Origin of the sequence: Bacillus sp. LNXM12-1 (assembly GCF_003004375.1) — a bacterium.
Taxonomy (GTDB): Bacteria; Bacillota; Bacilli; order Bacillales; family Bacillaceae; genus Bacillus.
Window position 1 is genome coordinate 260,963 of sequence record NZ_PVWX01000001.1, and the last position, 26,247, is coordinate 287,209.

At 42.1% G+C, this 26,247-nt stretch carries 21 protein-coding genes; all 21 read left to right on the top strand.

Annotation, left to right across the window (positions count from 1 at the left end; all coding sequences use genetic code 11):
- Position 1 precedes the first annotated feature (1 nt).
- The 21 genes from C6Y07_RS01360 (at position 2) to rimP (ending at position 26,221) form a co-directional block, all read left to right on the top strand.
- Positions 2-2,032: a chemotaxis protein CheA gene (locus C6Y07_RS01360; RefSeq protein WP_060596272.1), complete on the top strand. Its 2,031-nt coding sequence runs from the start codon at positions 2-4 to the stop codon at positions 2,030-2,032.
- Positions 2,033-2,056: 24 nt separating this feature from the next.
- Complete coding sequence (locus tag C6Y07_RS01365) at positions 2,057-2,518, top strand: chemotaxis protein CheW (RefSeq protein WP_034662331.1); 462 nt, start codon at positions 2,057-2,059, stop codon at positions 2,516-2,518.
- A gap of 12 nt (positions 2,519-2,530) precedes the next feature.
- A complete protein-coding gene (locus C6Y07_RS01370) occupies positions 2,531-3,157 on the top strand; it encodes a chemotaxis protein CheC (RefSeq protein WP_106156148.1) in 627 nt (208 codons plus the stop codon).
- Entirely contained in the window at positions 3,157-3,657 is a 501-nt protein-coding gene (locus tag C6Y07_RS01375; RefSeq protein ID WP_003212153.1) for a chemotaxis protein CheD, read from the top strand. Before C6Y07_RS01370 ends, C6Y07_RS01375 begins: the two co-directional genes overlap by 1 nt.
- Before the next feature lie 24 nt (positions 3,658-3,681).
- Complete coding sequence (locus tag C6Y07_RS01380; RefSeq protein WP_012009976.1) at positions 3,682-4,449, top strand: FliA/WhiG family RNA polymerase sigma factor; 768 nt, start codon at positions 3,682-3,684, stop codon at positions 4,447-4,449.
- Positions 4,450-4,470: 21 nt separating this feature from the next.
- Complete coding sequence (locus C6Y07_RS01385) at positions 4,471-5,010, top strand: hypothetical protein (RefSeq protein WP_060596274.1); 540 nt, start codon at positions 4,471-4,473, stop codon at positions 5,008-5,010.
- Between the two features lie 155 nt (positions 5,011-5,165).
- Positions 5,166-5,900 carry a 30S ribosomal protein S2 gene (rpsB, locus tag C6Y07_RS01390; RefSeq protein WP_003212093.1) on the top strand — a complete coding sequence of 245 codons (735 nt, stop codon included), beginning with the start codon at positions 5,166-5,168 and terminating at the stop codon, positions 5,898-5,900.
- 91 nt (positions 5,901-5,991) lie between these two features.
- Positions 5,992-6,873, top strand: a complete 882-nt coding sequence (gene tsf, locus C6Y07_RS01395) for a translation elongation factor Ts (protein ID WP_106047797.1) — start codon at positions 5,992-5,994, stop codon at positions 6,871-6,873.
- A gap of 134 nt (positions 6,874-7,007) precedes the next feature.
- Positions 7,008-7,730: a UMP kinase gene (gene pyrH / locus C6Y07_RS01400; protein WP_008344767.1), complete on the top strand. Its 723-nt coding sequence runs from the start codon at positions 7,008-7,010 to the stop codon at positions 7,728-7,730.
- 1 nt (position 7,731) lies between these two features.
- Positions 7,732-8,289 carry a ribosome recycling factor gene (gene frr, locus C6Y07_RS01405; RefSeq protein WP_003212469.1) on the top strand — a complete coding sequence of 186 codons (558 nt, stop codon included), beginning with the start codon at positions 7,732-7,734 and terminating at the stop codon, positions 8,287-8,289.
- 129 nt (positions 8,290-8,418) lie between these two features.
- A complete protein-coding gene (uppS, locus tag C6Y07_RS01410; RefSeq protein ID WP_034662319.1) occupies positions 8,419-9,201 on the top strand; it encodes an undecaprenyl pyrophosphate synthase in 783 nt (260 codons plus the stop codon).
- Between the two features lie 12 nt (positions 9,202-9,213).
- Positions 9,214-10,008: a phosphatidate cytidylyltransferase gene (locus C6Y07_RS01415; RefSeq protein ID WP_060596276.1), complete on the top strand. Its 795-nt coding sequence runs from the start codon at positions 9,214-9,216 to the stop codon at positions 10,006-10,008.
- Between the two features lie 39 nt (positions 10,009-10,047).
- Positions 10,048-11,199, top strand: coding sequence for a 1-deoxy-D-xylulose-5-phosphate reductoisomerase (gene dxr, locus C6Y07_RS01420; RefSeq protein WP_060596277.1), 1,152 nt, complete (start codon positions 10,048-10,050; stop codon positions 11,197-11,199).
- Between the two features lie 6 nt (positions 11,200-11,205).
- Positions 11,206-12,471 carry an RIP metalloprotease RseP gene (rseP, locus tag C6Y07_RS01425; protein WP_106156150.1) on the top strand — a complete coding sequence of 422 codons (1,266 nt, stop codon included), beginning with the start codon at positions 11,206-11,208 and terminating at the stop codon, positions 12,469-12,471.
- Positions 12,472-12,551: 80 nt separating this feature from the next.
- A complete protein-coding gene (locus C6Y07_RS01430; RefSeq protein WP_060596281.1) occupies positions 12,552-14,249 on the top strand; it encodes a proline--tRNA ligase in 1,698 nt (565 codons plus the stop codon).
- A 134-nt stretch (positions 14,250-14,383) separates the two neighbouring features.
- Positions 14,384-18,637: a PolC-type DNA polymerase III gene (locus tag C6Y07_RS01435; RefSeq protein ID WP_240667871.1), complete on the top strand. Its 4,254-nt coding sequence runs from the start codon at positions 14,384-14,386 to the stop codon at positions 18,635-18,637.
- Between the two features lie 419 nt (positions 18,638-19,056).
- On the top strand, positions 19,057-20,907 hold the full coding sequence (locus C6Y07_RS01440; RefSeq protein WP_106156152.1) for a glycoside hydrolase family 9 protein: 1,851 nt from the start codon (positions 19,057-19,059) through the stop codon (positions 20,905-20,907).
- A gap of 30 nt (positions 20,908-20,937) precedes the next feature.
- Positions 20,938-23,043: a glycoside hydrolase family 48 protein gene (locus tag C6Y07_RS01445; protein ID WP_060596287.1), complete on the top strand. Its 2,106-nt coding sequence runs from the start codon at positions 20,938-20,940 to the stop codon at positions 23,041-23,043.
- Positions 23,044-23,127: 84 nt separating this feature from the next.
- Positions 23,128-24,357, top strand: a complete 1,230-nt coding sequence (locus C6Y07_RS01450; protein ID WP_060596289.1) for an endo-1,4-beta-xylanase — start codon at positions 23,128-23,130, stop codon at positions 24,355-24,357.
- Positions 24,358-24,375: 18 nt separating this feature from the next.
- Entirely contained in the window at positions 24,376-25,506 is a 1,131-nt protein-coding gene (locus C6Y07_RS01455; RefSeq protein WP_060596291.1) for a glycoside hydrolase 5 family protein, read from the top strand.
- Positions 25,507-25,747: 241 nt separating this feature from the next.
- Positions 25,748-26,221, top strand: a complete 474-nt coding sequence (gene rimP, locus C6Y07_RS01460) for a ribosome maturation factor RimP (protein ID WP_003211398.1) — start codon at positions 25,748-25,750, stop codon at positions 26,219-26,221.
- Positions 26,222-26,247 lie beyond the last annotated feature (26 nt).

The window sequence follows — 26,247 nt, forward strand, 5'->3', positions numbered from 1 at the left end:
GTTGGATGTAAACCAATACTTAGATATCTTTTTAGATGAAAGCAGAGAACACTTACAAACTTGTAATGAAAAACTTCTTGATTTAGAAAAGAACCCAACCGACTTGCAGCTAGTGAATGATATATTCAGAGCGGCTCACACATTGAAAGGCATGAGTGCAACGATGGGCTACGCTGATATGGCTCAGCTCACACATCATTTAGAAAACATGTTTGATGCCATTCGAAATGAACAAATGATTGTCACACCTGAGTCAATGGACACGATGTTTGAAGCACTTGATCACCTTGAAGCAATGGTTCAATCAATTGCAGAAGGCGGAGATGGGAAACGCGATGTCACAGAGGTTAGTAAAAAGCTAGATGTGACAGGAAGCCATGCTGAGGCAGCTCCTAGTGTTGAAACAGCGGATGTATCAGCTGCGGCTGCTAACGACTTAGACTATAACGAATTTGAACGAACAGTGCTTGATGAAGCGAGAGAACAAGGCTTTAAATGTTATGAACTCAATGTAACATTAAGTGACGCATGCTTATTAAAAGCTGTTCGTGTCTATATGATCTTTGAAAGACTGAACGAAGCAGGCGAGGTCGTCAAAACAGTTCCAAATGCAGAACTTTTAGAATCAGAAGATTTCGAATCTGAATTTAGTATTTCTTATTTATCTAAACAACCGATGGATGAAGTGAAAAAAATCGTGATGACGATCTCAGAAGTTGAACAAGTTGAGATCTCAGAAGTCTCTGCATTTGAAGACGCGGCTCCAGCTGAAAAACAAGAAGCAAAACCTGAACAGGAAAAAGAAGAAGTCTCCGTGCCTGCTGCGAAAGCACCAGCAAACGATGCGCCAAAAGCAAACGGCAATAACGGTGCAGCTGCCGGCGGAACAAAAACGATTCGTGTCAACATTGACCGTCTCGATTCTCTCATGAATCTATTTGAAGAACTGGTGATTGACAGAGGCCGTTTAGAGCAGATAGCCAAAGAATTAGAAAATAATGAACTTACAGACACAGTTGAAAGAATGACACGTATTTCTGGAGATCTGCAATCGATCATCCTGAACATGAGAATGGTCCCTGTGGAAACAGTGTTTAACCGATTCCCTCGTATGATCCGTCAATTGACAAAAGAGCTGAATAAGAAAATTGAACTGATCATTGAAGGTGCTGAGACAGAGCTTGACCGAACAGTCATCGATGAGATTGGAGATCCGCTCTTACACTTACTTAGAAACAGTCTAGATCACGGTATTGAATCGCCAGAAGAACGTGTGAAAAAAGGCAAGCCAGAAAAAGGCACCGTTCTATTAAAGGCGTATCATAGCGGAAACCACGTCTTCATTGAAGTAGAAGATGATGGCGGCGGAATTAACCGTAAGAAAGTGCTTGAAAAAGCATTAGAGCGCGGGGTTATTACTGAAAGAGAAGCGGAAACGCTTGAAGATCATCAAATTGATTCATTGATCTTTGCAGCAGGTTTCTCTACAGCTGATACGATTTCTGACATCTCAGGCCGCGGTGTAGGCCTTGACGTTGTGAAAAACAAGCTGGAATCACTAGGCGGATCTGTGAGCATCAACTCAACAGAAGGACAGGGCTCACTATTCTCGATCCAGCTTCCGCTTACATTATCGATTATTTCCGTTCTTCTTGTGAAATTGGAAGAGGAAACATTTGCGATTCCGATTTCTTCTATTATTGAAACGGCTGTCATTAAGAAAAGCGACATCCTTCAAACGCATGATCGTGAAGTGATTGATTTCCGCGGATTTATCGTACCGGTCGTGTACTTGAAGAAACAATTCCACGTACCAAATGCGAATGAATTAGAGGAAGAACTGCACATCATCGTTGTTCGTAAAGGAGATAAGCTGACAGCATTTGTGGTCGATTCATTTATTGGTCAGCAAGAGGTTGTATTGAAATCACTAGGAGATTACCTGCCAAACGTGTTTGCGATCTCAGGCGCAACAATCCTAGGTGACGGTCAAGTTGCACTCATCGTTGACTGTAATGCACTGATCAAGTAAAAAACAATAGAGGAGCGGTCTGAAATGAGTACAGATATCAAAACTGGCGAAAAGATGATTGTGTTTATCGTAAACAAAAAAGAATACGCCATTTCAGTATCAGAAGTAAAGTCCATTGAAAAATGGCAGCAGCCAACAAGAGTCCCTGGCGTTGCCCCTTATATATGTGGTGTTATTAATCTGCGCGGTGTCGTGACACCTGTCATCGACCTTAGAGTCAGACTTGGATCAACTGACAACGACATTACAGATGAAACAAGAATGATTATTGTACAAGTTGGTGACATTGAAGTCGGCTGGATTGTTGATGAAGCGAATGATGTCATTACAGTCCATCAAGAAGAAGTAGAATCTTCTCCTGAATCAGCTGAAAAAGAAGGACAATCATGGGTGACAGGTATCATTAAGCATGATCAGCGTCTATTTAATATCATTCATCCTGGTGCCGTCCTCGACAAGAGCGTTCAAGATGCACCTGTTCATTAAGGAGGATGTGAAATGAGCATTTTCAATGAAATAAAAGATGAACAGCTGGATGTATTAAGAGAGGTTGGGAATATTGGAGCAGGCCACGCCGCGTCTGCTCTTGCCAGCCTATTGGATCGCAAAATAGATATGACTGTTCCGTTTGTCAAGGTTCTCTCGTTTGAAGAATTAATGGATTTCTTTGGCGGTGCAGACCTCCCAGTTGCAAGCATTTTCCTGCGGATGGAAGGAGATTTATCCGGCTCTATCTTTTTCATTATGCCATTTGAGCAAGCAGAGCAATTTGTAAGAGAGCTTGTACAGGATCCGGCATTTGATATTGATACCATTCACGAGCATGTGATGGGGACGTCAGCACTACACGAGCTGGGAAATATTTTAGCAGGCTCTTATTTATCAGCCCTTGCCGATTTAACAAAATTGCAGCTTCACCCAAGTGTTCCAGATGTTACGCTCGATATGTTCGGGGCTGTCATTAGTGAAGGGTTAATGCAATTCAGCCCTCTAGGGGATCAGGCAATTGTGATTGATACATCGATTTTTGATGATCAAAATAAGCAAGAGCTGAAAGGAAATATGTTTCTATTACCAGACTTTGAATCGTTTGAAAAACTATTCAAAGCATTAGGTAACCTGTAATGAACGTTCAGATTCCGGCAGTTGTAAAGGTTGGTATAGCGGATGTTCAGCTTGTGAAAACACCGGACCGCATTCGGACATCCGGACTTGGTTCTTGTGTAGGACTTGTTCTGTTTGATCAAGAAAAAAAACTGGCAGGTCTTGTCCATGTCATGCTTCCAGACTCATCCCTTGCAAAAGGGGCAGTGGAGAACTTGGCTAAATATGCAGATACAGGTGTCAAGCATACAATTGATCTGCTTCTTAAAGAAGGAGCGCGCAAACATGCGCTAAAGGCAAAACTTGCTGGCGGCGCAGAAATGTTTAAGTTTAAGTCAACCAATGATCTAATGAGAATTGGACCTAGAAACGTATCAGCTGTTAAAGAACATCTGTCTCTTTATCGCATCCCGATCATTAGTGAGGATACGGGCGGGAACAATGGCCGTACGATTGAATTTGATCCGCTTACGACAGAGCTTGAGATCCGCACTGTGAAGCAAGGCATTATGAAGATATAACTAAGGAAGTATAGGGGGAGAAAGATGCAATCCTTAAATTACGAAGATCAGGCGCTATGGGCTAGATGGAAAGAGTGGAAGGACCCAGCTGCTGGAGATGATCTTATGCGCCGCTATATGCCGCTCGTCACATATCATGTTGGAAGAATTTCCATCGGTCTCCCGAAGTCAGTGCATAAAGAAGACTTGATCAGTCTAGGGATGCTCGGTTTATATGATGCCCTTGAAAAATTCGACCCCGGAAGAGATCTGAAGTTTGATACATATGCATCCTTCAGAATCCGCGGGGCCATCATCGACGGTCTTCGTAAAGAGGACTGGCTGCCTCGTACATCAAGAGAAAAAACAAAAAAAGTAGAAGCGGCTATTGAAAAGCTTGAACAGCGCTATTTACGAAATGTGACGCCGACAGAAGTGGCAGAGGAACTTGGCATGAGTGAACAGGATGTTGTAACAACAATGAATGAAGGTTTCTTTGCGAATCTGCTTTCAATCGACGAGAAGCTGCATGATCAAGAAGACGGTGAAAACGTCCAAGTCATGATTCGCGACGAGAAAACAGTGACACCTGAAGAGAAGATGCTGAAAGATGAATTAATAGAACAGCTTGCTGAAAAAATGACCGAGCTATCGGAAAAAGAAAAGCTCGTGATCAGTCTTTTCTATAAAGAGGAACTGACGTTAACAGAAATCGGTCACGTGCTCAATTTATCGACCTCGCGCATTTCGCAAATTCATTCAAAGGCATTGTTCAAGCTTAAGCATCTGCTTGATAAAGCCATTCAATCTTAAAGAGTTAGTGAGTGAAAAAATATGTTATGGCTGATTAGCTTCATGCTTCATGCTGCACTTATTTATTTTGTGATCATTTTATATACGAGAATGAATTCGCTGAAGATAACTGAACAAAAGCAGCGAGAACTTCTAGAAGAAACGGAAAATACCCTGGCTGCATTTTTGATGGAAGTCAAAGAAGAGAATGACAAACTATCAAAAGTGGCAGCCGCTTCCCCTGATTTTTCTGCTGAAGAGCTGAAATCGGATTTTCAGACACCAAAGCAGCCACAACCACCAATTGAATCCCAGCAATCGGTAGAAAGTGAAGATCCAGTACCAGAGCACTTGTCGGCTCTCCTTAGTGAAGTTGAAGTGCAGGAAGAGAAGGTAAACGAACCCGTTCCACATCTTGAATCAGAAGCTTCTGTGCCTTCTGAAAGTGAAATAGAAGAAACATTCGAGGACCAAGTGAAGACCTTATATGACAAAGGGCATTCGCTAGAAGAAATAGCGAAAGAACTGAAAACTGGCAAGACAGAAATCGAGCTTTTATTAAAATTTAGCGGAAAGCTGTAAAGGATTCTTGATTGTCAGTCCATCATGTGTTATATTATTTCTTGGTGTTAAATACACACGCTTAATGATTCGTATGAAGGTGCTGCCGTGGCGCAGTTTTATGTGAACATGACTTGAGCGGAGGAAAAAAAACCATTATATTAGGAGGCAACAAAATGTCAGTTATTTCTATGAAACAATTGCTAGAAGCTGGTGTTCACTTCGGTCACCAAACGCGCCGTTGGAACCCAAAAATGAAGCGTTACATCTTTACAGAGCGTAACGGTATCTACATCATCGATCTTCAAAAAACGGTGAAAAAAGTAGAAGAAGCTTACAACTTCACGAAAAACCTTGCTGCTGACGGAGGAAAAATCCTTTTCGTTGGTACGAAAAAGCAAGCACAAGATTCAGTGAAAGAAGAAGCAATCCGTTCTGGTATGTTCTATGTGAACCAACGCTGGCTTGGTGGAACTTTAACAAACTTTGAAACAATCCAAAAACGTATCAAACGTTTAAAAGATATTGAAAAAATGCAAGAAAACGGTACATTCGATGTTCTTCCTAAGAAAGAAGTCGTTCAACTGAAAAAAGAATTAGAGCGTCTTGAAAAATTCCTAGGCGGAATCAAAGACATGAAAGGTCTTCCGGATGCACTTTTCATTATCGACCCTCGTAAAGAGCGTATTGCAGTTGCAGAAGCTCGTAAATTGAATATCCCAATCATCGGTATCGTTGACACAAACTGTGATCCAGACGAAATTGATGTTGTGATCCCTGCAAACGATGATGCAATCCGTGCTGTAAAACTTCTAACTGCTAAAATGGCAGATGCGATTCTTGAGTCTAAACAAGGCGAAGAAGAAGCTGTTGTAGAAGAAACGACAGAAACTGAAACAACAACTGCGTAACCTATTCAAAAGGTGATAAGAGGGAAATGCCTTTTATCACCTTTTTTTCACCTAGTAATCCGTGTTTTAACATAGAAGGAGGAAATGTAAAATGGCTATTACTGCTCAATTAGTTAAAGAACTGCGTCAAAAAACTGGTGCAGGTATGATGGACTGTAAAAAAGCGTTAACAGAAACTGATGGTGACATCGACAAAGCAATCGATCTTCTAAGAGAAAAAGGAATTGCAAAAGCTGCGAAAAAAGCAGACCGTATTGCTGCAGAAGGATTAACTCTTATCAAAACTGACGGCAACACAGGCGTGATCCTAGAAGTGAACTCTGAGACTGATTTCGTTGCGAAAAACGAAGGATTCCAATCACTTCTTAACGAACTTGCTGATCATTTGCTTGCTGCTAAACCTGCAACAATTGAAGAAGCTCATGCTTCTAAAATGGAAAACGGTTCAACAGTTGAAGAGCATATCACATCTGCAATTGCAAAAATCGGAGAGAAAATCACTCTACGTCGTTTCTCTGTTATCACGAAAGAAGATAACGCAGCATTCGGTTCTTACTTACACATGGGCGGACGCATCGGTGTGTTAGCTGTTCTTAACGGAACAACTGACGAAGAGTTTGCAAGAGACATTGCAATGCACGTTGCTGCTGTAAACCCTAAATACATTTCTCGTGACCAAGTGTCAGAAGAAGAAGCAAACCGTGAGCGCGAAGTATTAACACAGCAAGCGCTTCAAGAAGGAAAGCCTGAAAATATCGTAGCTAAAATGGTAGAAGGCCGTCTAAACAAATTCTTCGAAGAAATTTGCTTACTTGACCAAGCATTCGTTAAAAACCCAGATGAAAAAGTGAAACAAGTAGTAGCTGCGAAAAACGCAAGCATTCAAACTTATGTTCGCTATGAAGTGGGCGAAGGTATTGAAAAGCGTCAAGACAACTTTGCTGAAGAAGTTATGAGCCAAGTGAAAAAATAATGTTTGAAAAGCTCTCTGGGGCTTTTTTAGGGAGCACAAGCACTGTGTTCCCTATTTTTTAGAGGATATTGATTTACAAAAGACAGTTTCTTACGCATAATAAGAGACGGTATAGTTTACACTTGGAGGTTATCATGAGCAAACCGAAATATAATCGCATTGTACTGAAGCTAAGTGGTGAAGCACTAGCAGGTGATGCTGGAAATGGAATTAACCCAACTGTCATTCAATCAATTGCAAAGCAAGTAAAAGAAATTGCAGAGCTTGATGTTGAGGTTGCAGTTGTTGTAGGCGGAGGAAACCTTTGGCGCGGTAAGACAGGCAGTGACTTAGGAATGGACCGTGCAACAGCAGACTACATGGGCATGCTGGCAACAGTGATGAATTCACTCGCGCTACAGGACAGCCTAGAAACGCTTGGCATTCAGTCTAGGGTACAAACCTCTATCGAAATGAGACAGGTTGCAGAGCCATACATAAGAAGAAAAGCGATCCGTCATCTTGAGAAGAAACGTGTCGTGATTTTTGCTGCAGGTACTGGTAACCCTTATTTCTCTACAGATACAACGGCAGCACTTCGTGCAGCAGAAATTGAAGCAGATGTCATTTTAATGGCGAAAAATAATGTAGACGGTGTCTACAGTGCTGATCCTCGTACAGATGCGGATGCAGTAAAATATGATAAGCTTTCATATCTTGACGTGTTAAAAGAAGGGCTTGCTGTAATGGATTCTACTGCGTCCTCATTATGTATGGACAATGACATTCCATTAATCGTATTCTCCATTATGGAAGAAGGAAATATTAAACGTGCCGTCAATGGCGAATCAATTGGAACGATTGTGAGGGGGAAATAACGTGTCAAAAGAAGTATTGAACCAAACGAAAGAAAAAATGGAAAAAGCCGTTCAAGCATACGGACGTGAACTAGCAACTGTTCGTGCGGGCAGAGCAAATGCTTCATTGCTTGATAAAGTGACGGTTGATTATTACGGTGCACAAACACCACTCAACCAAATCGCGTCAATCACAGTGCCAGAAGCGCGTATGCTGATTATCACACCTTATGATAAAACAGCCATCGGTGATATCGAAAAATCGATCCAAAAGTCTGATCTTGGCATCACGCCAACAAGTGACGGAAATGTGATCCGCATTGCGATTCCTGCACTAACAGAAGAAAGACGTAAAGAGCTTGTGAAAGTGGTAAGAAAATATTCAGAAGAAGCAAAAGTAGCTGTTCGTAATGTTCGTCGTGATGCAAACGATGAGTTGAAAAAGCTTGAGAAAAATGGTGAGATCACTGAAGATGAATTAAGATCATCGACAGAGGATGTTCAAAAATTGACAGATGAATATGTCGCTAAAATTGATGACGTGACGAAAGATAAAGAAAAAGAAATCATGGAAGTTTAAGAAAAAACTATGTACAATAGATAATAGTGAAAAGACCCTCTTCATGTTTACAGGGGGTTTTTTTGTTAATACTGTTGGTGACTATATTATTAGCGGGAACGCAACCTTTTTGGGTGATGGAGGAATCTCATGCTCAATATACTCAAAAATTGGAAGAATCAGCAAACTGCTGCTTCCAACTTAGAAAGCCTGACAAAAGAAGACATATTAAATGGAGAAATTCCTGAACATATCGCCATTATCATGGATGGGAACGGAAGATGGGCGAAAAAACGTGCTCTTCCACGGGTAGCAGGACATCATGAAGGAATGAAAGTCGTCAAGCGCATGACAAAGCTTGCAAATGAGCTGAATGTCAAAGTGCTGACTTTGTATGCTTTCTCTACGGAAAATTGGAAACGTCCAAAACTAGAAGTAGACTTTTTAATGAAGCTTCCTGAAGAATTTTTGAACATCTACCTGCCTGAACTCATCGAGGAAAATGTCCGTGTGCGCTTAACAGGTGATCCAGACGGCCTCCCGCAGCATACGAAAAGAGCGGTAGAGAACGCAGTAAAGAGTACGGCGAATAACGACGGACTCGTTTTGAATTTTGCGCTCAACTATGGAGGGCGCACAGAAATCGTCTCCGCATGCAGACAAATTTCTGAAAAAGTCAAAGAAGGTAAGCTTCAAGCAGAAGACATCACAGAAGAGATGTTTTCAGCTTATTTAATGACAGAATCTCTTCAAGATCCGGATTTGCTTATTCGCACAAGTGGAGAAATTAGATTAAGTAACTTTATGCTTTGGCAAATTGCATACAGCGAGTTTGTCTTTACGGATGTGCTTTGGCCTGACTTTTCTGATGAGCATCTTATAGGCGCTATCGGAGAATACCAGCGCCGCGGCCGGAGGTTCGGTGGAATTTAGAGGGTGGTGCAGATGAAACAAAGAATTTTGACGGGTGTTTTGGCAGCTGCAGTCTTTTTACTTGCGGTTATATATGGACAGATGCCATTTACCCTGCTGATTTACTTAATGGGAAGTGTCGCTCTCTTTGAGCTTCTAAGAATGAAAAAGATATCGATTTTCAGCTTTCCTGGTATTGTCAGCTTAATATTGCTTTGGCTTTTAATGGGCGGAGAGAACAGCTTCTTCCCGAACGTAGACGCATCAAAAATGCAAATTGCTTTATTTGCAGTCTTAATCCTTTTAACTTATACAGTGTTGAGCAAAAACTCTTTCACATTCGATGAGGTTGCTTTTGTTGTATTAGCGACATTATATATTGGCGTCAGTTTCTATTATTTCATCCAAATTAGAGGCTTATATGGCATGAGTGCGATCTTCTTCGCAGCAGTGATTATTTGGTCCACTGACTCAGGTGCATACTTTATTGGGAAATCTATGGGGAAACGAAAGCTCTGGCCAGAGATCAGTCCAAACAAAACAGTAGAAGGATTTATCGGCGGAATCGTCACAGCGGTCGTGTTGTCATTTGTGTTTCAGGCGGTTACAGGATTTTTGCCATCATATCTGCTTGTTATGTTTATTACTCTTTTGCTCAGTATCTTTGGACAGCTTGGCGACCTTGTGGAATCTGCTTTAAAGCGTCATTATCACGTAAAGGATTCAGGGACAATTCTCCCTGGACATGGCGGGATTTTGGACAGGTTTGACAGCTTTTTGTTCGTTCTGCCGTTTTTATATTTACTGCTCGCAACGTTTGCCAGCTAACCTCATAGAAACTTATTGAACGAGAGAAGGAGTGGCAATTTGAAATATATTTCGCTATTAGGCGCAACAGGATCAATTGGAGAACAAACATTAGATGTGATTAGGCAGCACCCAGACAAATTTAAGCTGAAAGCCATGACATTTGGCCGAAATGTAGATAAGGCCATTCCAATCATAGAACAGTTTCAGCCTGAATTTGTCGGATGTTTAAGTGAAGAGACTTATCAGACGCTAAAAGGTCATTCATTTGAATACGATGTCAAGATGGCTGCTGGTGATGAAGCCAACATCGAGGCAGCGACCTATGATGCAGTGGACGTTGTGGTCAATGCACTTGTAGGAAGTGTTGGGCTTGTTCCAACATTAAAGGCCATTGAACAAAAAAAGACGATTGCACTCGCAAATAAGGAAACACTTGTCACAGCTGGTCATATAGTAAAAGAGTACGCGAAAACATATGATGTACCTTTACTTCCTGTCGATAGTGAGCATTCCGCTATTTTTCAATGCCTGCAAGGTGAACAAGCTAAAAACATTGAACGCTTAATCGTGACAGCTTCAGGTGGTAGTTTCCGAGATAAAAAACGAACTGAACTTGAAGGTGTTACGGTTGAAGAAGCGCTGAACCACCCAAACTGGTCAATGGGAGCGAAAATTACCATTGATTCAGCGACGATGATGAATAAAGGGCTCGAGGTGATTGAGGCACATTGGTTGTTTGATATACCGTATGAACAAATTGATGTGCTGTTACATAAAGAGAGCATTATCCATTCGATGGTGGAATTTCACGATAAAAGCGTCATGGCTCAGTTAGGGACACCAGACATGAGAGTGCCCATTCAATATGCACTCACATACCCTGACAGGGCGCCATTACCAGAAGCGAAATCATTGAACCTTTGGGAGATTGGACAATTGAATTTCCAAAAAGCGGATTTTGACAGGTATCGCTGCTTACATTTTGCTTATGAATCAGGTAAAATAGGAGGGACAATGCCTGCTGTGCTCAATGCAGCAAATGAAATGGCAGTTGATGCATTTCTGAAAGGCAAAGTAACGTTCCTGCAAATTGAAGAATTGATTGAAAAGGCACTAAATAGACATCATGTGATTTCAACGCCTAGTTTGCAAGATATCCATGAAGTGGACAAAGATACACGAGACTTTGTTCAATCAATCCTCACATAAGGTGGTATGTTCGTGAATACAGTGATTGCGTTTATTATTATTTTTGGAACGCTCGTTTTTTTCCACGAGCTTGGCCATTTAATTATGGCGCAGCGAGCGGGGATTTTATGCCGCGAGTTCGCAATTGGTTTTGGGCCGAAGATTTTCTCCTTTAAACGAAAGGAAACCGTTTATACCATTAGACTGCTCCCTATTGGCGGATTTGTTAAAATGGCAGGAGAGGACCCTGAAGTCATTGAAATTAAACCAGGTCATACAGTGGGGCTCTTATTCAATGAGCAAAATGAAGTAGAAAAAATCATTTTAAATGACAAAGAAAAATATCCTGATGCACTTGTCATCGAAGTTGAGCAGATTGATTTAGATCATGCCATGAGAATCTCAGGATATGAAGCTGGAAATGAAGATATTTTAACTGGCTACAATGTCAGTCAAACAAGCTTTTATATTGCAGATGGTGAAGAAATTCAAATCGCACCATACAATCGTCAATTTGGATCAAAAACGGTATGGCAGCGTATTAAAACGATCGCAGCTGGACCGATTATGAACTTTATCCTGGCGTATGTGATTTTGGTTGCTTTAGGCTTTATTCAAGGGGTAACCGTTGATGATCCTATACTCGGCAAGCTGACGAAAGACGGCCGAGCGGCAGAAGCTGGACTCATGCAGGGAGACCACATCGTGTCCATTAACGGGGATAAAATGAATTCTTGGACAGACGTCGTTCAAACCGTTCAAAAGAACCCTGAGAAAAAAATGAATGTCGTCATTGACCGAGACGGCAAAGAAAGCACTGTGCAGGTTGTACCAGAAGCTGTGAAAGCAGACGGAAAAAGCATTGGCCGTTTCGGATCTTATCCGCCAACTGAAAATGGATTTCTGAAGGTTATTTCATCCTCAGGAACGACTGTGATTTCAACAGCAGGACTGATTTTAACGAACTTGCAAAAAATTGTCACAGGACAATTTTCACTAGATATGTTAGCAGGTCCTGTTGGGATCTATGACATGACAGGAGAAGTAGCCAAGCAAGGTGTGTTAACATTAATGCAGTTTGCGGCGTTCCTTAGTATCAACTTAGGCATCGTGAATTTATTACCGATTCCTGCACTAGACGGAGGACGTTTACTATTCTTGTTTGTTGAAGCCATTCGTGGTAAACCAATTAATCGTGAGAAAGAAGCACTTGTTGTCTTTATCGGTGTTGCATTCCTCATGCTGTTAATGCTAGTGGTTACGTGGAATGACATCCAGCGATTATTTTTATAAAAACCAATGTCTCTTGTTTCTCATTACGGGAAACAAGAGTTTTTGTGAGTAGTCCTATTTCATAAATGAGGTGTAACGACATGAGACAATCCCTGACTTTCATTCCAACTCTTCGAGAGGTGCCGGCAGATGCTGAGGCAAAAAGTCATCAGCTCTTAGTAAGAGCTGGGTTCATTAGACAAAATACAAGCGGAATCTATCATTATCTGCCGCTTGCTCATAAAGTCATCCAGCATATTCAATCCATTGTTCGCAAGGAAATGGAAAAGGCAGGAGCAGCTGAGCTGTTAATGCCAGTGCTGCAGCAGGCAGAAATGTGGCAAGAGTCAGGAAGATGGTATACATACGGTCCAGAATTGATGCGTATGAAAGATCGTCATGGCCGCGAGTTCGCACTTGGCCCAACGCACGAAGAGGTGATCACATCACTCGTACGCAGCGAAGTAAAATCGTATAAGAAGCTTCCTTTAACTCTTTATCAAATTCAATCAAAATTCCGCGATGAACAGAGACCGCGTTTTGGGCTGCTGCGCGGACGTGAATTTATTATGAAGGATGCGTACTCATTCCATTCTTCACCAGAAAGCCTTGATGACACATACAACAAGATGTTTACAGCTTACTCCAATGTATTCTCAAAAGTAGGTCTTAATTTTAGACCAGTCATTGCAGATTCTGGTGCAATGGGAGGAAAAGATACACATGAGTTTATGGCACTGTCAGAAGTAGGAGAAGATACAATTGCATACTCTGACACATCTTCCTATGCTGCGAACATTGAAATGGCTGAAGCTGTTTATCACGGAGAAGAAGCAAATCCTGCGGACTTCAAAGAACTTGAAAAAGTCCACACACCGCAAGTGAAAACGATTCAAGACATCGCTGGATTTTTAGAAGTTGATTCTTCTCTTTGTATCAAATCTGTTTTGTTTAAAGCAGATGATGCGTATGTTCTAATCCTGACTAGAGGCGACCATGAAGTAAATGATGTGAAAGTGAAAAACTTGGTAGGAGCACAGCTTGTAGAGCTTGCTACTCGCGAAGAAGTACTAGAAGTCATTGGAACAGAGCCTGGATTTGTTGGTCCTGTGAAGCTGGAAGCAGAAGTCGATATTTATGCAGACCTTGCGGTTAAAGGCATGACAAATGCTGTCGCAGGTGCAAACGAAGCGGATTATCACTATGTCAATGTCAATCCTGCGCGTGATGTATCAGTGAAAGAATTCACAGATCTTCGTTTGATTCAAGAAGGAGATGTTTCTCCAGATGGAGAAGGCACAATCCAGTTTGCCAAAGGGATTGAAGTAGGACAAGTCTTTAAACTAGGCACTCGTTATTCTGAGTCAATGGATGCGACGTACCTCGATGAGAATGGACGAGCGCAGCCAATGATTATGGGATGCTATGGTATCGGTATCTCTAGAACTCTTTCAGCAATTGTTGAACAGCATCACGATGAGAAAGGAATCATTTGGCCCGAAACTGTTGCGCCATATGACCTTCATCTCCTTGCATTAAATATGAAAAACGATGCTCAAAAAGAGCTGGCTGAAACGTTATACGAGCGCTTAGAAGATGAGGGCTTTGACGTACTTTTCGATGACCGCCAAGAGCGTGCCGGAGTAAAATTTGCAGACAGTGATTTAATTGGGCTGCCAATTCGCATTAGCTGCGGAAAACGTTCAGAAGAAGGCATTGTTGAAGTGAAGTTTAGAAAATCAGGTGAATCACATGAAGTATCTGTTGATGAGCTGATTTCATTTATACGCCAAGCATAAAAACGAACAAAAAAATGAAGGTACCTCCTGTAGAAAAGAGGTACCTTTCTGATTGACAAAAGGAGGGTTCTGTCTTGGATGAACAATTACCGATCACACGGCGGCAATTTCATATATTACTCAATCAGATTCAAATGACAGATGATGACCTCAGTCGTTACTTTGAAGAAGGAGAAATCGTCAAATTGACGGTGCATAAGGCGACGAAAACGTGGCATTTCCTTTTTAAATTTAAGGCGCTTCTGCCTTACAAGGTATATGCGATGTTTCTCAGCAGGCTGACAAATGCATTTTCTCATATTGCACAAGTCACTTGTACGATTGAAGTCAATGATCCGAACATCTCTGAAGAGCTCGTTCAATCGTATTGGTCACATTGTGTGGAAGAGCTTCAAGGAATTTCTCCTCCAATCATCAGCTTGCTTCAGCAGCAAAAACCATCGCTGTCTGGACATAAAATCATCATCAAAACGAAAAGCGAAACAGAGGCTTTGGCCATCAAGAAGAAGTACAGCCCAATGCTCCAGGCTGCTTTTAAACAAGTGGGCTTTCCAGAGCTGCAATTCGATACAGAAATTTTTGTATCAGATCAAGAGATTCAGAAGTTCAGAGAACAAAAGCTTGCTGAAGATCAAGAAAGAGCGATGCAAGCCCTCACTGAGATGGAGAAGAAGGAAAGTGAGGAGCAGGATGAAGCTCCGTCTGGCCCTCTCATGATTGGCTATCAAATTAAAGACAATGAAGAAATTCGTACGCTTGATAGTATTATGGATGAGGAACGAAGAATCACCGTTCAAGGCTACGTATTCGATGCAGAAACGCGTGAGCTGAAAAGCGGCAGAACGCTTTGTATCTTTAAGATTACAGATTATACAAACAGTATTTTAATCAAAATGTTTGCAAGAGAAAAAGAAGATGCCCAGCTGATGAAATCATTGAAAAAAGGCATGTGGGTCAAAGCAAGAGGAAGCATTCAAAACGATACGTTTGTCAGAGACCTTGTCATGATTGCCAATGACGTCAATGAAATGAAACCTCAGCTGAAAGAGGATACGGCACCTGAGGGTGAGAAACGTGTCGAGCTTCATTTGCATTCCCCAATGAGCCAAATGGATGCTGTCACTGGCATTGGCAGGCTGGTGGAACAAGCAAAAAAATGGGGACATGAAGCGATTGCCCTGACGGATCATGCGGTTGTACAATCCTTCCCAGATGCGTATGCAGCAAGTAAAAAGCATGACATCAAAATGATGTACGGTGTGGAAATCAACTTGGTCGACGACGGAGTACCCATTGCCTATAATCCGGAGCACCGTTTGTTAGATGACGCGACGTATGTCGTATTTGACGTAGAGACAACTGGACTTTCAGCCGTTTATGACACGATCATTGAGCTGGCAGCAGTGAAAATAAAAGGCGGGGAAATCATTGACCGCTTTGAGGCATTTGCAAATCCTCATCACCCATTATCAGCGACAACGATCGAATTAACGGGTATTACGGATGATATGGTCAGAGATGCTCCAGATGTCGTCGATGTCGTGCGCGATTTCAAAGAATGGATTGGACAAGATATCCTTGTTGCGCACAATGCAAGTTTTGATATGGGCTTTTTAAATGCAGCGTACAAACGCCTGTTAAAAACAGATAAAGCGTCAAACCCTGTGATTGATACACTTGAACTCGGCCGATTCCTTTACCCTGAATTTAAAAATCACCGGCTCAATACACTTTGTAAAAAGTTCGATATAGAACTGACGCAGCATCACCGGGCCATTTACGATGCAGAGGCGACAGGCTACCTCATGCTGAAGATGCTAAAAGATGCGGCTGAAAAAGAAATTGCCTATCACGATCAATTGAATGAAAACATGGGTCAGTCTAATGCCTACCAGCGCTCACGTCCTTACCATGCCATTCTGATCGCACAAAATGAGACCGGTCTGAAAAATTTATTCAAACTTGTTTCTCTTTCTCATATTCATTATTTCTACCGGGTGCCGCGCATTCCGCGCTCACAGCTTGAGAAATATCGAGAAGGTTTAATTATCGGGTCTGCCTGTGATAAGGGTGAGGTCTTTGAAGGGATGATGCAAAAATCACCTGATGAGGTGGAAGACATTGCAGCATTTTACGACTATTTAGAAGTTCATCCGCCAGAAGTGTATCAGCATCTGCTGCAGCTGGAGCTTGTTCGAGATGAACGTGCGTTAAAAGAAATCATCACAAACATTGTGAAGCTTGGCGAAAAGCTCAATAAACCAGTCGTGGCAACTGGAAATGTGCATTATCTGCATCCAGAAGACAAAATTTATCGTAAAATCTTAATTTCATCACAGGGTGGAGCAAATCCGCTTAACCGTCACGAACTGCCAAAAGTTCATTTTAGAACGACAGATGAAATGCTTGAAGCATTCTCCTTCCTAGGAGACGAAAAAGCGAAAGAGATCGTCGTGGCGAATACGAAAAAAGTATCTGAGATGGTCGAAAGCATTAAACCAATCAAAGATGACCTATACACACCAAAAATTGAAGGTGCAGATGAAGAAATACGGGAAATGAGCTATCAAATGGCGCGCAGCATCTACGGAGATGATTTGCCGAAAATTGTAGAAGACCGTATTGAGAAAGAATTAAAAAGTATTATCGGCCATGGATTCGCCGTTATTTACTTAATCTCTCATAAGCTTGTAAAGAAATCACTTGATGATGGATATCTTGTTGGTTCAAGGGGATCTGTCGGCTCATCTCTTGTTGCAACATTAACAGAGATTACCGAAGTGAACCCACTTGCTCCGCATTATGTATGTCCAAGCTGTAAGCATTCGGAGTTCTTTAATGACGGATCTGTTGGTTCAGGCTTTGACCTTCCTGACAAAGACTGTCCAGAATGTGGTACGCCGTACAAAAAAGATGGACATGATATTCCGTTTGAAACGTTCTTAGGTTTTAAAGGAGACAAAGTCCCTGATATCGACTTGAACTTCTCAGGTGAATATCAGCCGATTGCACATAACTATACGAAAGAGCTGTTCGGTGAAGAGTATGTATACCGAGCAGGTACGATTGGTACTGTTGCAGAAAAAACAGCATATGGTTACGTGAAAGGCTACGCTGGAGATCATAATCTTCATATGAGGGGCGCAGAAATCGACCGGCTTGTCCAAGGCTGTACAGGGGTCAAACGGACAACGGGCCAGCATCCAGGCGGTATTATCGTAGTGCCGGATTATATGGACATTTATGATTTCTCACCAATTCAATATCCAGCAGATGCGACAGGTTCTGATTGGAAAACGACGCATTTTGATTTCCATTCAATCCATGACAACTTGCTCAAGCTGGATATACTAGGGCACGATGATCCAACGGTTATTCGTATGCTACAGGATTTAAGCGGAATCGATCCAAAAACGATTCCAACAGACGATCCAGAAGTGATGAAAATTTTCCAAGGAACAGAGCCTCTAGGTGTAACAGAAGAGCAAATTGGCTGTAAAACAGGTACACTCGGTATTCCGGAGTTTGGGACAAGGTTTGTTCGGCAAATGCTTGAGGATACAAAACCAACGACCTTCTCAGAGCTCGTTCAGATCTCTGGACTATCACACGGGACGGATGTATGGCTCGGAAACGCGCAAGAACTCATTCACAATAAAACGTGTGAACTAAGTGAAGTGATTGGGTGTCGTGACGATATTATGGTCTATCTCATCTATCAGGGCTTAGAGCCGTCACTCGCATTTAAAATCATGGAGTCTGTTCGTAAAGGAAAGGGACTTCCCCCTGAATGGGAAGAAGAAATGAAGAATAATAATGTACCGAACTGGTATATTGATTCTTGTAAAAAGATCAAATACATGTTCCCTAAGGCCCACGCAGCTGCTTACGTATTAATGGCTGTACGGATAGCCTACTTCAAGGTGCATCATGCACTTTTATACTATGCGGCTTACTTTACCGTTCGTGCAGATGACTTTGATATCGAAACGATGACAAAAGGATCGAATGCGATTCGAGCAGTCATGGACGATATTAACTCAAAAGGTCTAGATGCATCACCGAAAGAAAAGAACCTATTAACTGTACTAGAGCTTGCACTTGAAATGTGTGAAAGAGGCTACCATTTCAAAAAAGTGGACCTCTATCGATCAAGTGCAACAGAGTTTATCATTGATGGAGATGGATTAATTCCGCCATTCAACTCGATCCCTGGACTCGGAACAAACGTTGCGTTAAATATTGTTCGCGCACGACAAGACGGGGAATTCCTTTCAAAAGAAGATTTACAAAAACGCGGAAAAGTGTCGAAAACGATTCTAGAATATTTAGATCGTCAAGGCTGCTTAGAAGCACTTCCCGATCAAAACCAGCTTTCTTTGTTTTAATGCGATTCATGAAGAGCGTCCTTAAAGGGGCGTTCTTTTTTCATATACAATAATTTTATTATGTTAACTAATAAAGATTTTCCACCAAATGGAATCATTTTCTTATTCATTCATATACCTTGATTTAACGTGATGTTTTAAGAGAAGAGATTGTATGTCATTCTTTCTACCCAAATAGAGCAAAAAAGAGAATTTCGCCGTCTGAAATGTTCTCATGCGACATATGATCATTCTGGGTACAGTCACAAAAAGAATCAAGAGAAAAAACCTTCGATGAGCGTAAAGCTGATTGCTGTTTACTATGCTTATTTTTGAAACGTATTTGATTCTTTTCAAAACTGTTCAAATCACGTTCTGAATAAAAGGAGGTGGCTTGTCTATTCATGTTTGACTAAAAAGAAGGAGTGAGTCATACGGAAATGGCATCTTATAACTATGTAGAGGTTCTTCAAAAATCCTTGTTGTTTTATGAAGCGCAGCGGTCTGGAAAGCTTCCCGAAAGCAGCCGTCTCAACTGGCGGGGAGATTCTGGACTAGAGGACGGGAAGGATGTAGGGCATGATTTAACTGGCGGCTGGTATGACGCAGGTGATCATGTGAAATTTGGGCTTCCGATGGCCTACTCAGCAGCTGTGCTTGCATGGACAGTATATGAATACCGAGAAGCCTATGAAGAGGCAGAACTGCTTGATGACATCCTCGATCAAATCAGGTGGGCAACGGATTATTTTTTGAAAGCACATACAGGTCCGAACGAGTTTTGGGCGCAGGTAGGTGATGGGAACGCTGATCATGCTTGGTGGGGACCGGCAGAAGTGATGCCGATGAGCCGGCCAGCTTTTAAAATTGATGAAAATTGTCCAGGAACAGAAGTAGCCGCACAAACTGCTGCAGCTTTAGCAGCGAGTTCTATCATTTTTAAAGAGACAGATGCCCCTTATGCAGCAAAGCTTCTGACCCACGCGAAACAGCTTTATGCATTTGCTGACAGGTATCGCGGCGAGTATACAGATTGTGTCACAAACGCTCAGCCGTTTTACAACTCCTGGAGCGGCTATATTGACGAACTCATTTGGGGCGGAATCTGGCTGTACTTGGCAACAAATGAAGAGACCTATTTAAATCAAGCACTAAAAGCAGTAGAAGAATGGCAAAAGGATTGGGATTATACGTTTACCATGTCATGGGACAATACTTTCTTCGCTTCACAAATCTTACTCGCAAGAATCACGAAGGAGAATAGATTTATAGAATCGACAGAGCGTAACCTCGATTACTGGACCACAGGTCTTGTTCAAAATGGAAAAGTCGAAAGAATCACTTATACGCCTGGCGGTTTGGCATGGCTAGATCAATGGGGATCGCTTCGTTATACAGCAAATGCAGCATTTTTAGCCTTTGTCTATGCTGATTGGGTTTCAGATGAAGAAAAAAAGAATCGATATCAAACGTTTGCGGTCAATCAAACTCACTATATGCTTGGTGATAATCCGCTCAATAGAAGCTATGTCGTTGGGTTTGGCCAGAACCCGCCGAAGCATCCACACCATCGAACTGCACATGGCTCATGGTCTAACCAGCTGACAAATCCTCCGTATCATCGGCACACTCTTTATGGAGCGCTTGTTGGCGGGCCTAATGCACAGGATCAATATGACGATGACATCTCCGATTATGTATCAAACGAGGTGGCGACGGACTATAATGCCGCCTTTACTGGAAATATAGCCAAAATGGTGCAGCTGTTTGGAAAGGGGCAATCTAAGCTTCCAAATTTCCCGCCTAAAGAACAGGCTCAGGATGAGTTTTTTGTAGAGGCAGCTCTGATGAATAACGATACAACATCAACTCAGGTGAAGGCGGTTCTATACAATCGGTCCGGCTGGCCGGCAAGAAGCAGTCAAACGCTGTCCTTTAGATATTATGTCAATCTAAGTGAGGTCTTTGCAAAGGGATTCACTGAAAAAGATATTCAAGTGACAGCAGCCTACAATGAAGGCGCTTCCTTATCTCCGCTGAAGGTATATGACGCATCAGCCCACGTATATTATGCAGAAATTGATTTTACGGACGTAGCGATTTTTCCTGGAGGAGAATCAGAGCATAAGAAGGAAATACAATTTCGATTATCTGCACCAAATGGGGCGAATATATGGGATGCCTCAAATGATTATTCCTTTCAAGGCTTAACATCTAATATGCAAAAAACAGCGAGGATTCCTGTTTTTGATGATGGTGCTTTGGTATTTGGTGCACTTCCAGACAAATAAAAATCAAGATGTATTGAAAGGGTGAAGGACTTGTCAAACAAAGAACGGTTTTTAACGCTTTATCATCAAATTAAAAGTGATGCGAATGGATATTTTTCACCAGAAGGAATTCCGTATCATTCAATCGAGACGCTCATTTGCGAAGCGCCTGATTACGGGCATATGACGACTTCAGAAGCGTATAGCTATTGGCTGTGGCTTGAGGTGTTGTACGGACATTACACAGGGGATTGGAGCAAATTAGAGGCAGCCTGGGACAATATGGAGAAGTACATCATCCCAGTAAATGAAGATGGAAATGATGAGCAGCCGCATATGAGCGCCTACAATCCTTCTAGCCCAGCCACATACGCAGCAGAAAAACCATACCCGGATCAATACCCTAGCCAGTTAAGCGGTGCTCGTCCTGCGGGTCAAGATCCGATTGATGGTGAATTGAAATCAACCTATGGAACGAATGAAACGTATTTAATGCACTGGCTGCTTGATGTCGATAACTGGTATAAATATGGAAACTTGCTCAACCCATCACATACAGCTGCATATGTGAACACATTCCAGCGTGGTCCACAGGAATCCGTATGGGAGGCCATCCCTCATCCTTCACAAGATGATAAATCTTTTGGAAAGCCGAATGAAGGCTTTATGAGCTTGTTCACAAAAGAAAATCAAGCACCAGCTGCTCAGTGGCGCTATACCAATGCGACGGATGCTGATGCGCGTGCAATACAAGTGATGTATTGGGCGAAGGAACTCGGCTATAATGAGTCAGCCTATCTTGATAAAGCGAAAAAAATGGGGGATTTTCTTCGTTACGGTATGTACGATAAATATTTTCAAACGATTGGAAGCGGCAAACAGGGGAATCCGTACCCTGGAAACGGAAAGGGTGCCTGTCATTACTTAATGGCGTGGTATACCTCTTGGGGCGGAGGACTTGGCGACCATGCCAACTGGTCATGGCGTATTGGAGCTAGCCATTGTCACCAAGGGTATCAAAACCCTGTCGCCGCTTATGCTTTATCCTCAGACAAAGGAGGCTTAAAGCCATCTTCCGCTACTGGTGCAAGCGATTGGGAAAAAACATTAAAAAGGCAGCTTGAATTTTATGTATGGCTTCAATCTAAAGAGGGAGCGATTGCAGGAGGTGCAACCAATAGCTGGAATGGAGACTATAGTGCTTATCCGGCCGGAAGAAGTACTTTTTACGATATGGCATATGAGGATGCACCTGTTTATCTTGATCCGCCTTCTAATAACTGGTTTGGGATGCAGGCATGGCCGATGGAGCGCGTAGCAGAGCTTTATTACATTTTTGTGAAAGATGGAGACAAAACATCTGAAAATGTCCAAATGGCCAAATCTTGCATCACAAAATGGGTCAACTATGCATTAGATTACATTTTTATCGGCAGCCGTCCTGTGTCGGATGAAGAGGGTTATTTCTTAGATGACCAAGGACAAAGAATTCTAGGAGGAACAAATGCTGCTGTTGCTACAACGAGTGCACCTGGCGAGTTTTGGCTTCCTGGAAATATTGCTTGGAGCGGACAGCCTGACACTTGGAATGGGTTCCAGTCTGCAACAGGAAATCCAAACTTAACAGCTGTAACAAAAGATCCAACTCAGGATACGGGCGTACTAGGGAGTCTAGTCAAGGCTTTAACTTTCTTTGCTGCTGCCACTAAGCTAGAAACAGGGGATTATACAGCGCTTGGTGTCAGAGCGAAAGATGCTGCCGCACAGCTCCTTGAGGTTGCGTGGAATTACAATGATGGCGTGGGCATTGTAACAGAAGAAGAAAGAGAGGACTATGACCGCTTCTTTAAAAAAGAAGTGTATTTCCCAAATGGTTGGAACGGGACATTTGGTCAAGGGAATCAGATTCCTGGAGCCAGCACTATTCCTTCTGATCCGCAGCGAGGAGGTAATGGGGTCTATACGAGTTTTGCTGATCTTCGTCCGAACATTAAACAAGATCCAGCATGGTCTTCACTCGAGAGTAAATATCAGTCTTCATTTAATGAAGCAACAGGCAAATGGGAGAATGGGGCACCGGTTTTCACCTATCACCGTTTCTGGTCTCAAGTGGATATGGCCACTGCCTACGCTGAATATCATCGTCTCATCAACTAGCAGGTCAAATTTAAGCTGCCGGTTTCTTTGAGCCGGCAGTTTGATTAGGAAATATAAATCCAGTGAAGATAAGGGTGTTTTTACATGGTCAAAGAAAGAAGTTTTCTTCATCAATCATTAAACAAGGGCGAAAATGGGCAGATAAATCTGAAGTGGAAAAAAGAGGCGAATGATCGAATTTCAGAGCATAGACAAAGAGATCTTGAAATAAATGTCACAAATCACGAAAAAAAGCCAATAGCAGGTATAGAGGTTGAGATTAAGCAAAATAGGCATGAATTCGCATTTGGTTCAGCGATGAATGACCAAGTGTTGTTTAATCAACAATATGCCGATTTTTTTGTGAAGTATTTTAATTGGGCTGTTTTTGAAAATGAGGCAAAATGGTATGCGAATGAACCTGAAAGAGGGAAAATCACTTACGAAAAAGCAGATGCGATGCTGAATTTTGCAGATAAACATCAACTTCCAGTGAGAGGGCACGCTTTATTTTGGGAGGTAGAGGATGCGAATCCAAGCTGGCTGAGGTCACTACCGAATCACGAAGTGTATGAATCGATGAAAAACCGGCTTGAGCATGCGGGTAATCATTTTAAAGGGAGATTCCGTCATTGGGATGTAAACAATGAAATGATGCATGGTTCATTTTTTAAAGATCGCTTCGGGAAAAATATTTGGAAGTGGATGTATGAAGAAACGAAAAAAATTGATCCTCAAGCACTATTGTTTGTGAATGATTATAATGTGATCTCATATGGTGAGCATCACGCTTATAAAGCGCATATCAATGAACTGCGTCAGTTAGGCGCACCTATTGAGGCGATTGGTGTTCAAGGACATTTTGAAGAACGGGTCGATCCAGTCGTTGTAAAAGAGAGGCTCGATGTGCTTGCTGAGCTTGGTCTTCCTATATGGGTTACAGAGTACGATTCTGTTCACCCTGACGCTAATAGAAGAGCGGATAACCTAGAGGCTTTATATCGCGTCGCATTTAGTCATCCAGCCGTAAAAGGAGTGCTAATGTGGGGATTTTGGGCAGGTGCCCATTGGAGAGGTGAGCATGCGGCCATCGTGAATTATGATTGGTCTTTAAATGAAGCAGGCCGACGTTACGAAAAGCTTCTAAATGAGTGGACGACACAAAGAGTTGAAAAAACAGATGCGAATGGCAATGTGACATGTCGAGCATTTCACGGGACATATGAGATTCGAATCGGTAAAGAAAGTAAACTGTTAAAACAACAAACAATTGAACTTGATTCAAATGAACAAACACCGCTTCGGCTAGATGTGATCGTACCTGAAGAAGGCTAGATTGTGAGGGGAATTTAAATGAAGAAATGGACTCAAAGAGTGTCTTGCTTCATACTTGTGGTCGCTATATGGGCCGGCTGGTTTTCACTTACGATTAAGGCCGCCTCTTATGTACAGACGTCTGGTACACAATTTACGCTGAACAATCAACCATTTTACTTCGCTGGCACAAATAATTACTATTTCCATTACAAATCTAAAAAGATGGTAGATGCTGTGTTCGATGATATGAAAGCAATGAATTTAAAGGTCATACGTATTTGGGGATTTCACGATGGGGCCCCTCAAGAAAACTCAGTTTTACAATCTAGTCCAGGGATCTATGAAGAATCGGGTTTTCAAAAACTAGATTATGCGATTTATAAAGCGGGACAGGAAGGCATAAAACTTGTCATCCCACTAGTCAACAATTGGGATGATTTTGGCGGGATGAATCAATACGTAAAGTGGTTCGAGGCAGGAACGCATGATGCCTTTTATACAGATCCTCGTATACAAAAAGCTTACAAAAATTATGTGCGCTATGTATTAGAAAGAACCAATACGTACACAGGTGTTCAATATAAGGACGATCCAGCTATTATGACTTGGGAATTAGCCAATGAGCCGCGTGTGCAGTCAGATCCAACGGGAAATATACTAGTCAAATGGGCAGATGAAATGAGTACGTGGATCAAATCGCTGGATCGTCACCATCTTGTTGCAGTAGGAGATGAAGGGTTCTTTCGCATACCAGGACATGAAGACTGGTTTTATGGAGGCGGAGAAGGCGTCGATTGGGACCGTTTGACGGCTCTCTCTAATATCGATTATGGAACCTATCATCTGTACCCAGATCACTGGAACAAGTCAGCTGCTTGGGGAGTGAAATGGATCGAAGACCATATCACCCGCGGGAAGTCAATCGGAAAACCAGTTGTGTTAGAAGAGTTTGGCGTTCAAAATCATTCAGCGCGTCCTGACGTATATCAAAGCTGGCTGTCAGCGGTTGAGCGGCTCGGAGGAGCTGGCAGTCAATTTTGGATTTTAACAAGTATTCAGGACGATGATTCGCTCTATCCGGATTATGACGGTTTCCGCATCATAAAGGGGAGCAGGGAGGCAGCACTTATCAGTGAACATGCGAAAAGAATGAACGAAAAGAACTGATGGCGAATGCCTGCTGAATAAGGAACTTCATTTGCATAAAAAAATTGGATATGGTATAGTTTTTATGGAAATGCTAACGATTACCGAGACAAGAGTGGGGAAACCCGCTCTTTTGTATTGAACAGGCAATTTTTGTCTCGACATTATTCATCCGTTTTCTGCTCCCCCTGCTCACATAAAGCAGGGTTTTTATGCAGAATGATTGATAAGAGCGTTTATCGAAAGCACAAGGAGGAAGAGAATGAGCAAAAAAGTAGTGGATGTCGTAAGCGAAATGGTGCAGCCAATTTTAGATGGCTTACAGCTTGAACTCGTTGATGTTGAATTTGTCAAAGAGGGTCAAAACTGGTTCCTTCGCGTGTTTATTGACTCTGATAAAGGTGTCGATATCGAAGAATGTGCCAAAGTGAGCGAAGCCTTGAGCGAAAAGCTTGATGAGGCAGATCCGATTAGCCAAAACTACTTTCTTGAAGTGTCCTCTCCTGGAGCGGAGCGCCCATTAAAGAAAAAAGCTGATTTTGAAAAAGCACTTGGAAAAAATGTTTTCATGAAAACATATGAACCAATTGATGGTGAAAAAGCATTTGAAGGTGAGCTTACAAGCTTTGATGGTGAGATTGCAACAGTGACAGTGAAGATCAAGACAAGAAAGAAAGAGATCAATATTCCATACGAAAAAATAGCTAACGCAAGATTAGCAGTTTCGTTCAATTAACCTTTTCATTGATATAAGGGGGAACC

Bases quoted from the DNA above. Each gene is read 5' to 3' on its own strand.
- C6Y07_RS01365 (WP_034662331.1), top strand. From the start codon at position 2,057: ATGAGTACAGATATCAAAACTGGCGAAAAGATGATTGTGTTTATCGTA.
- C6Y07_RS01370 (WP_106156148.1), top strand. From the start codon at position 2,531: ATGAGCATTTTCAATGAAATAAAAGATGAACAGCTGGATGTATTAAGA.
- C6Y07_RS01375 (WP_003212153.1), top strand. From the start codon at position 3,157: ATGAACGTTCAGATTCCGGCAGTTGTAAAGGTTGGTATAGCGGATGTT.
- C6Y07_RS01380 (WP_012009976.1), top strand. From the start codon at position 3,682: ATGCAATCCTTAAATTACGAAGATCAGGCGCTATGGGCTAGATGGAAA.
- C6Y07_RS01385 (WP_060596274.1), top strand. From the start codon at position 4,471: ATGTTATGGCTGATTAGCTTCATGCTTCATGCTGCACTTATTTATTTT.
- rpsB (WP_003212093.1), top strand. From the start codon at position 5,166: ATGTCAGTTATTTCTATGAAACAATTGCTAGAAGCTGGTGTTCACTTC.
- tsf (WP_106047797.1), top strand. From the start codon at position 5,992: ATGGCTATTACTGCTCAATTAGTTAAAGAACTGCGTCAAAAAACTGGT.
- pyrH (WP_008344767.1), top strand. From the start codon at position 7,008: ATGAGCAAACCGAAATATAATCGCATTGTACTGAAGCTAAGTGGTGAA.
- uppS (WP_034662319.1), top strand. From the start codon at position 8,419: ATGCTCAATATACTCAAAAATTGGAAGAATCAGCAAACTGCTGCTTCC.
- C6Y07_RS01415 (WP_060596276.1), top strand. From the start codon at position 9,214: ATGAAACAAAGAATTTTGACGGGTGTTTTGGCAGCTGCAGTCTTTTTA.
- rseP (WP_106156150.1), top strand. From the start codon at position 11,206: ATGTTCGTGAATACAGTGATTGCGTTTATTATTATTTTTGGAACGCTC.
- C6Y07_RS01430 (WP_060596281.1), top strand. From the start codon at position 12,552: ATGAGACAATCCCTGACTTTCATTCCAACTCTTCGAGAGGTGCCGGCA.
- C6Y07_RS01435 (WP_240667871.1), top strand. From the start codon at position 14,384: ATGACAGATGATGACCTCAGTCGTTACTTTGAAGAAGGAGAAATCGTC.
- C6Y07_RS01440 (WP_106156152.1), top strand. From the start codon at position 19,057: ATGGCATCTTATAACTATGTAGAGGTTCTTCAAAAATCCTTGTTGTTT.
- C6Y07_RS01450 (WP_060596289.1), top strand. From the start codon at position 23,128: ATGGTCAAAGAAAGAAGTTTTCTTCATCAATCATTAAACAAGGGCGAA.
- C6Y07_RS01455 (WP_060596291.1), top strand. From the start codon at position 24,376: ATGAAGAAATGGACTCAAAGAGTGTCTTGCTTCATACTTGTGGTCGCT.
- rimP (WP_003211398.1), top strand. From the start codon at position 25,748: ATGAGCAAAAAAGTAGTGGATGTCGTAAGCGAAATGGTGCAGCCAATT.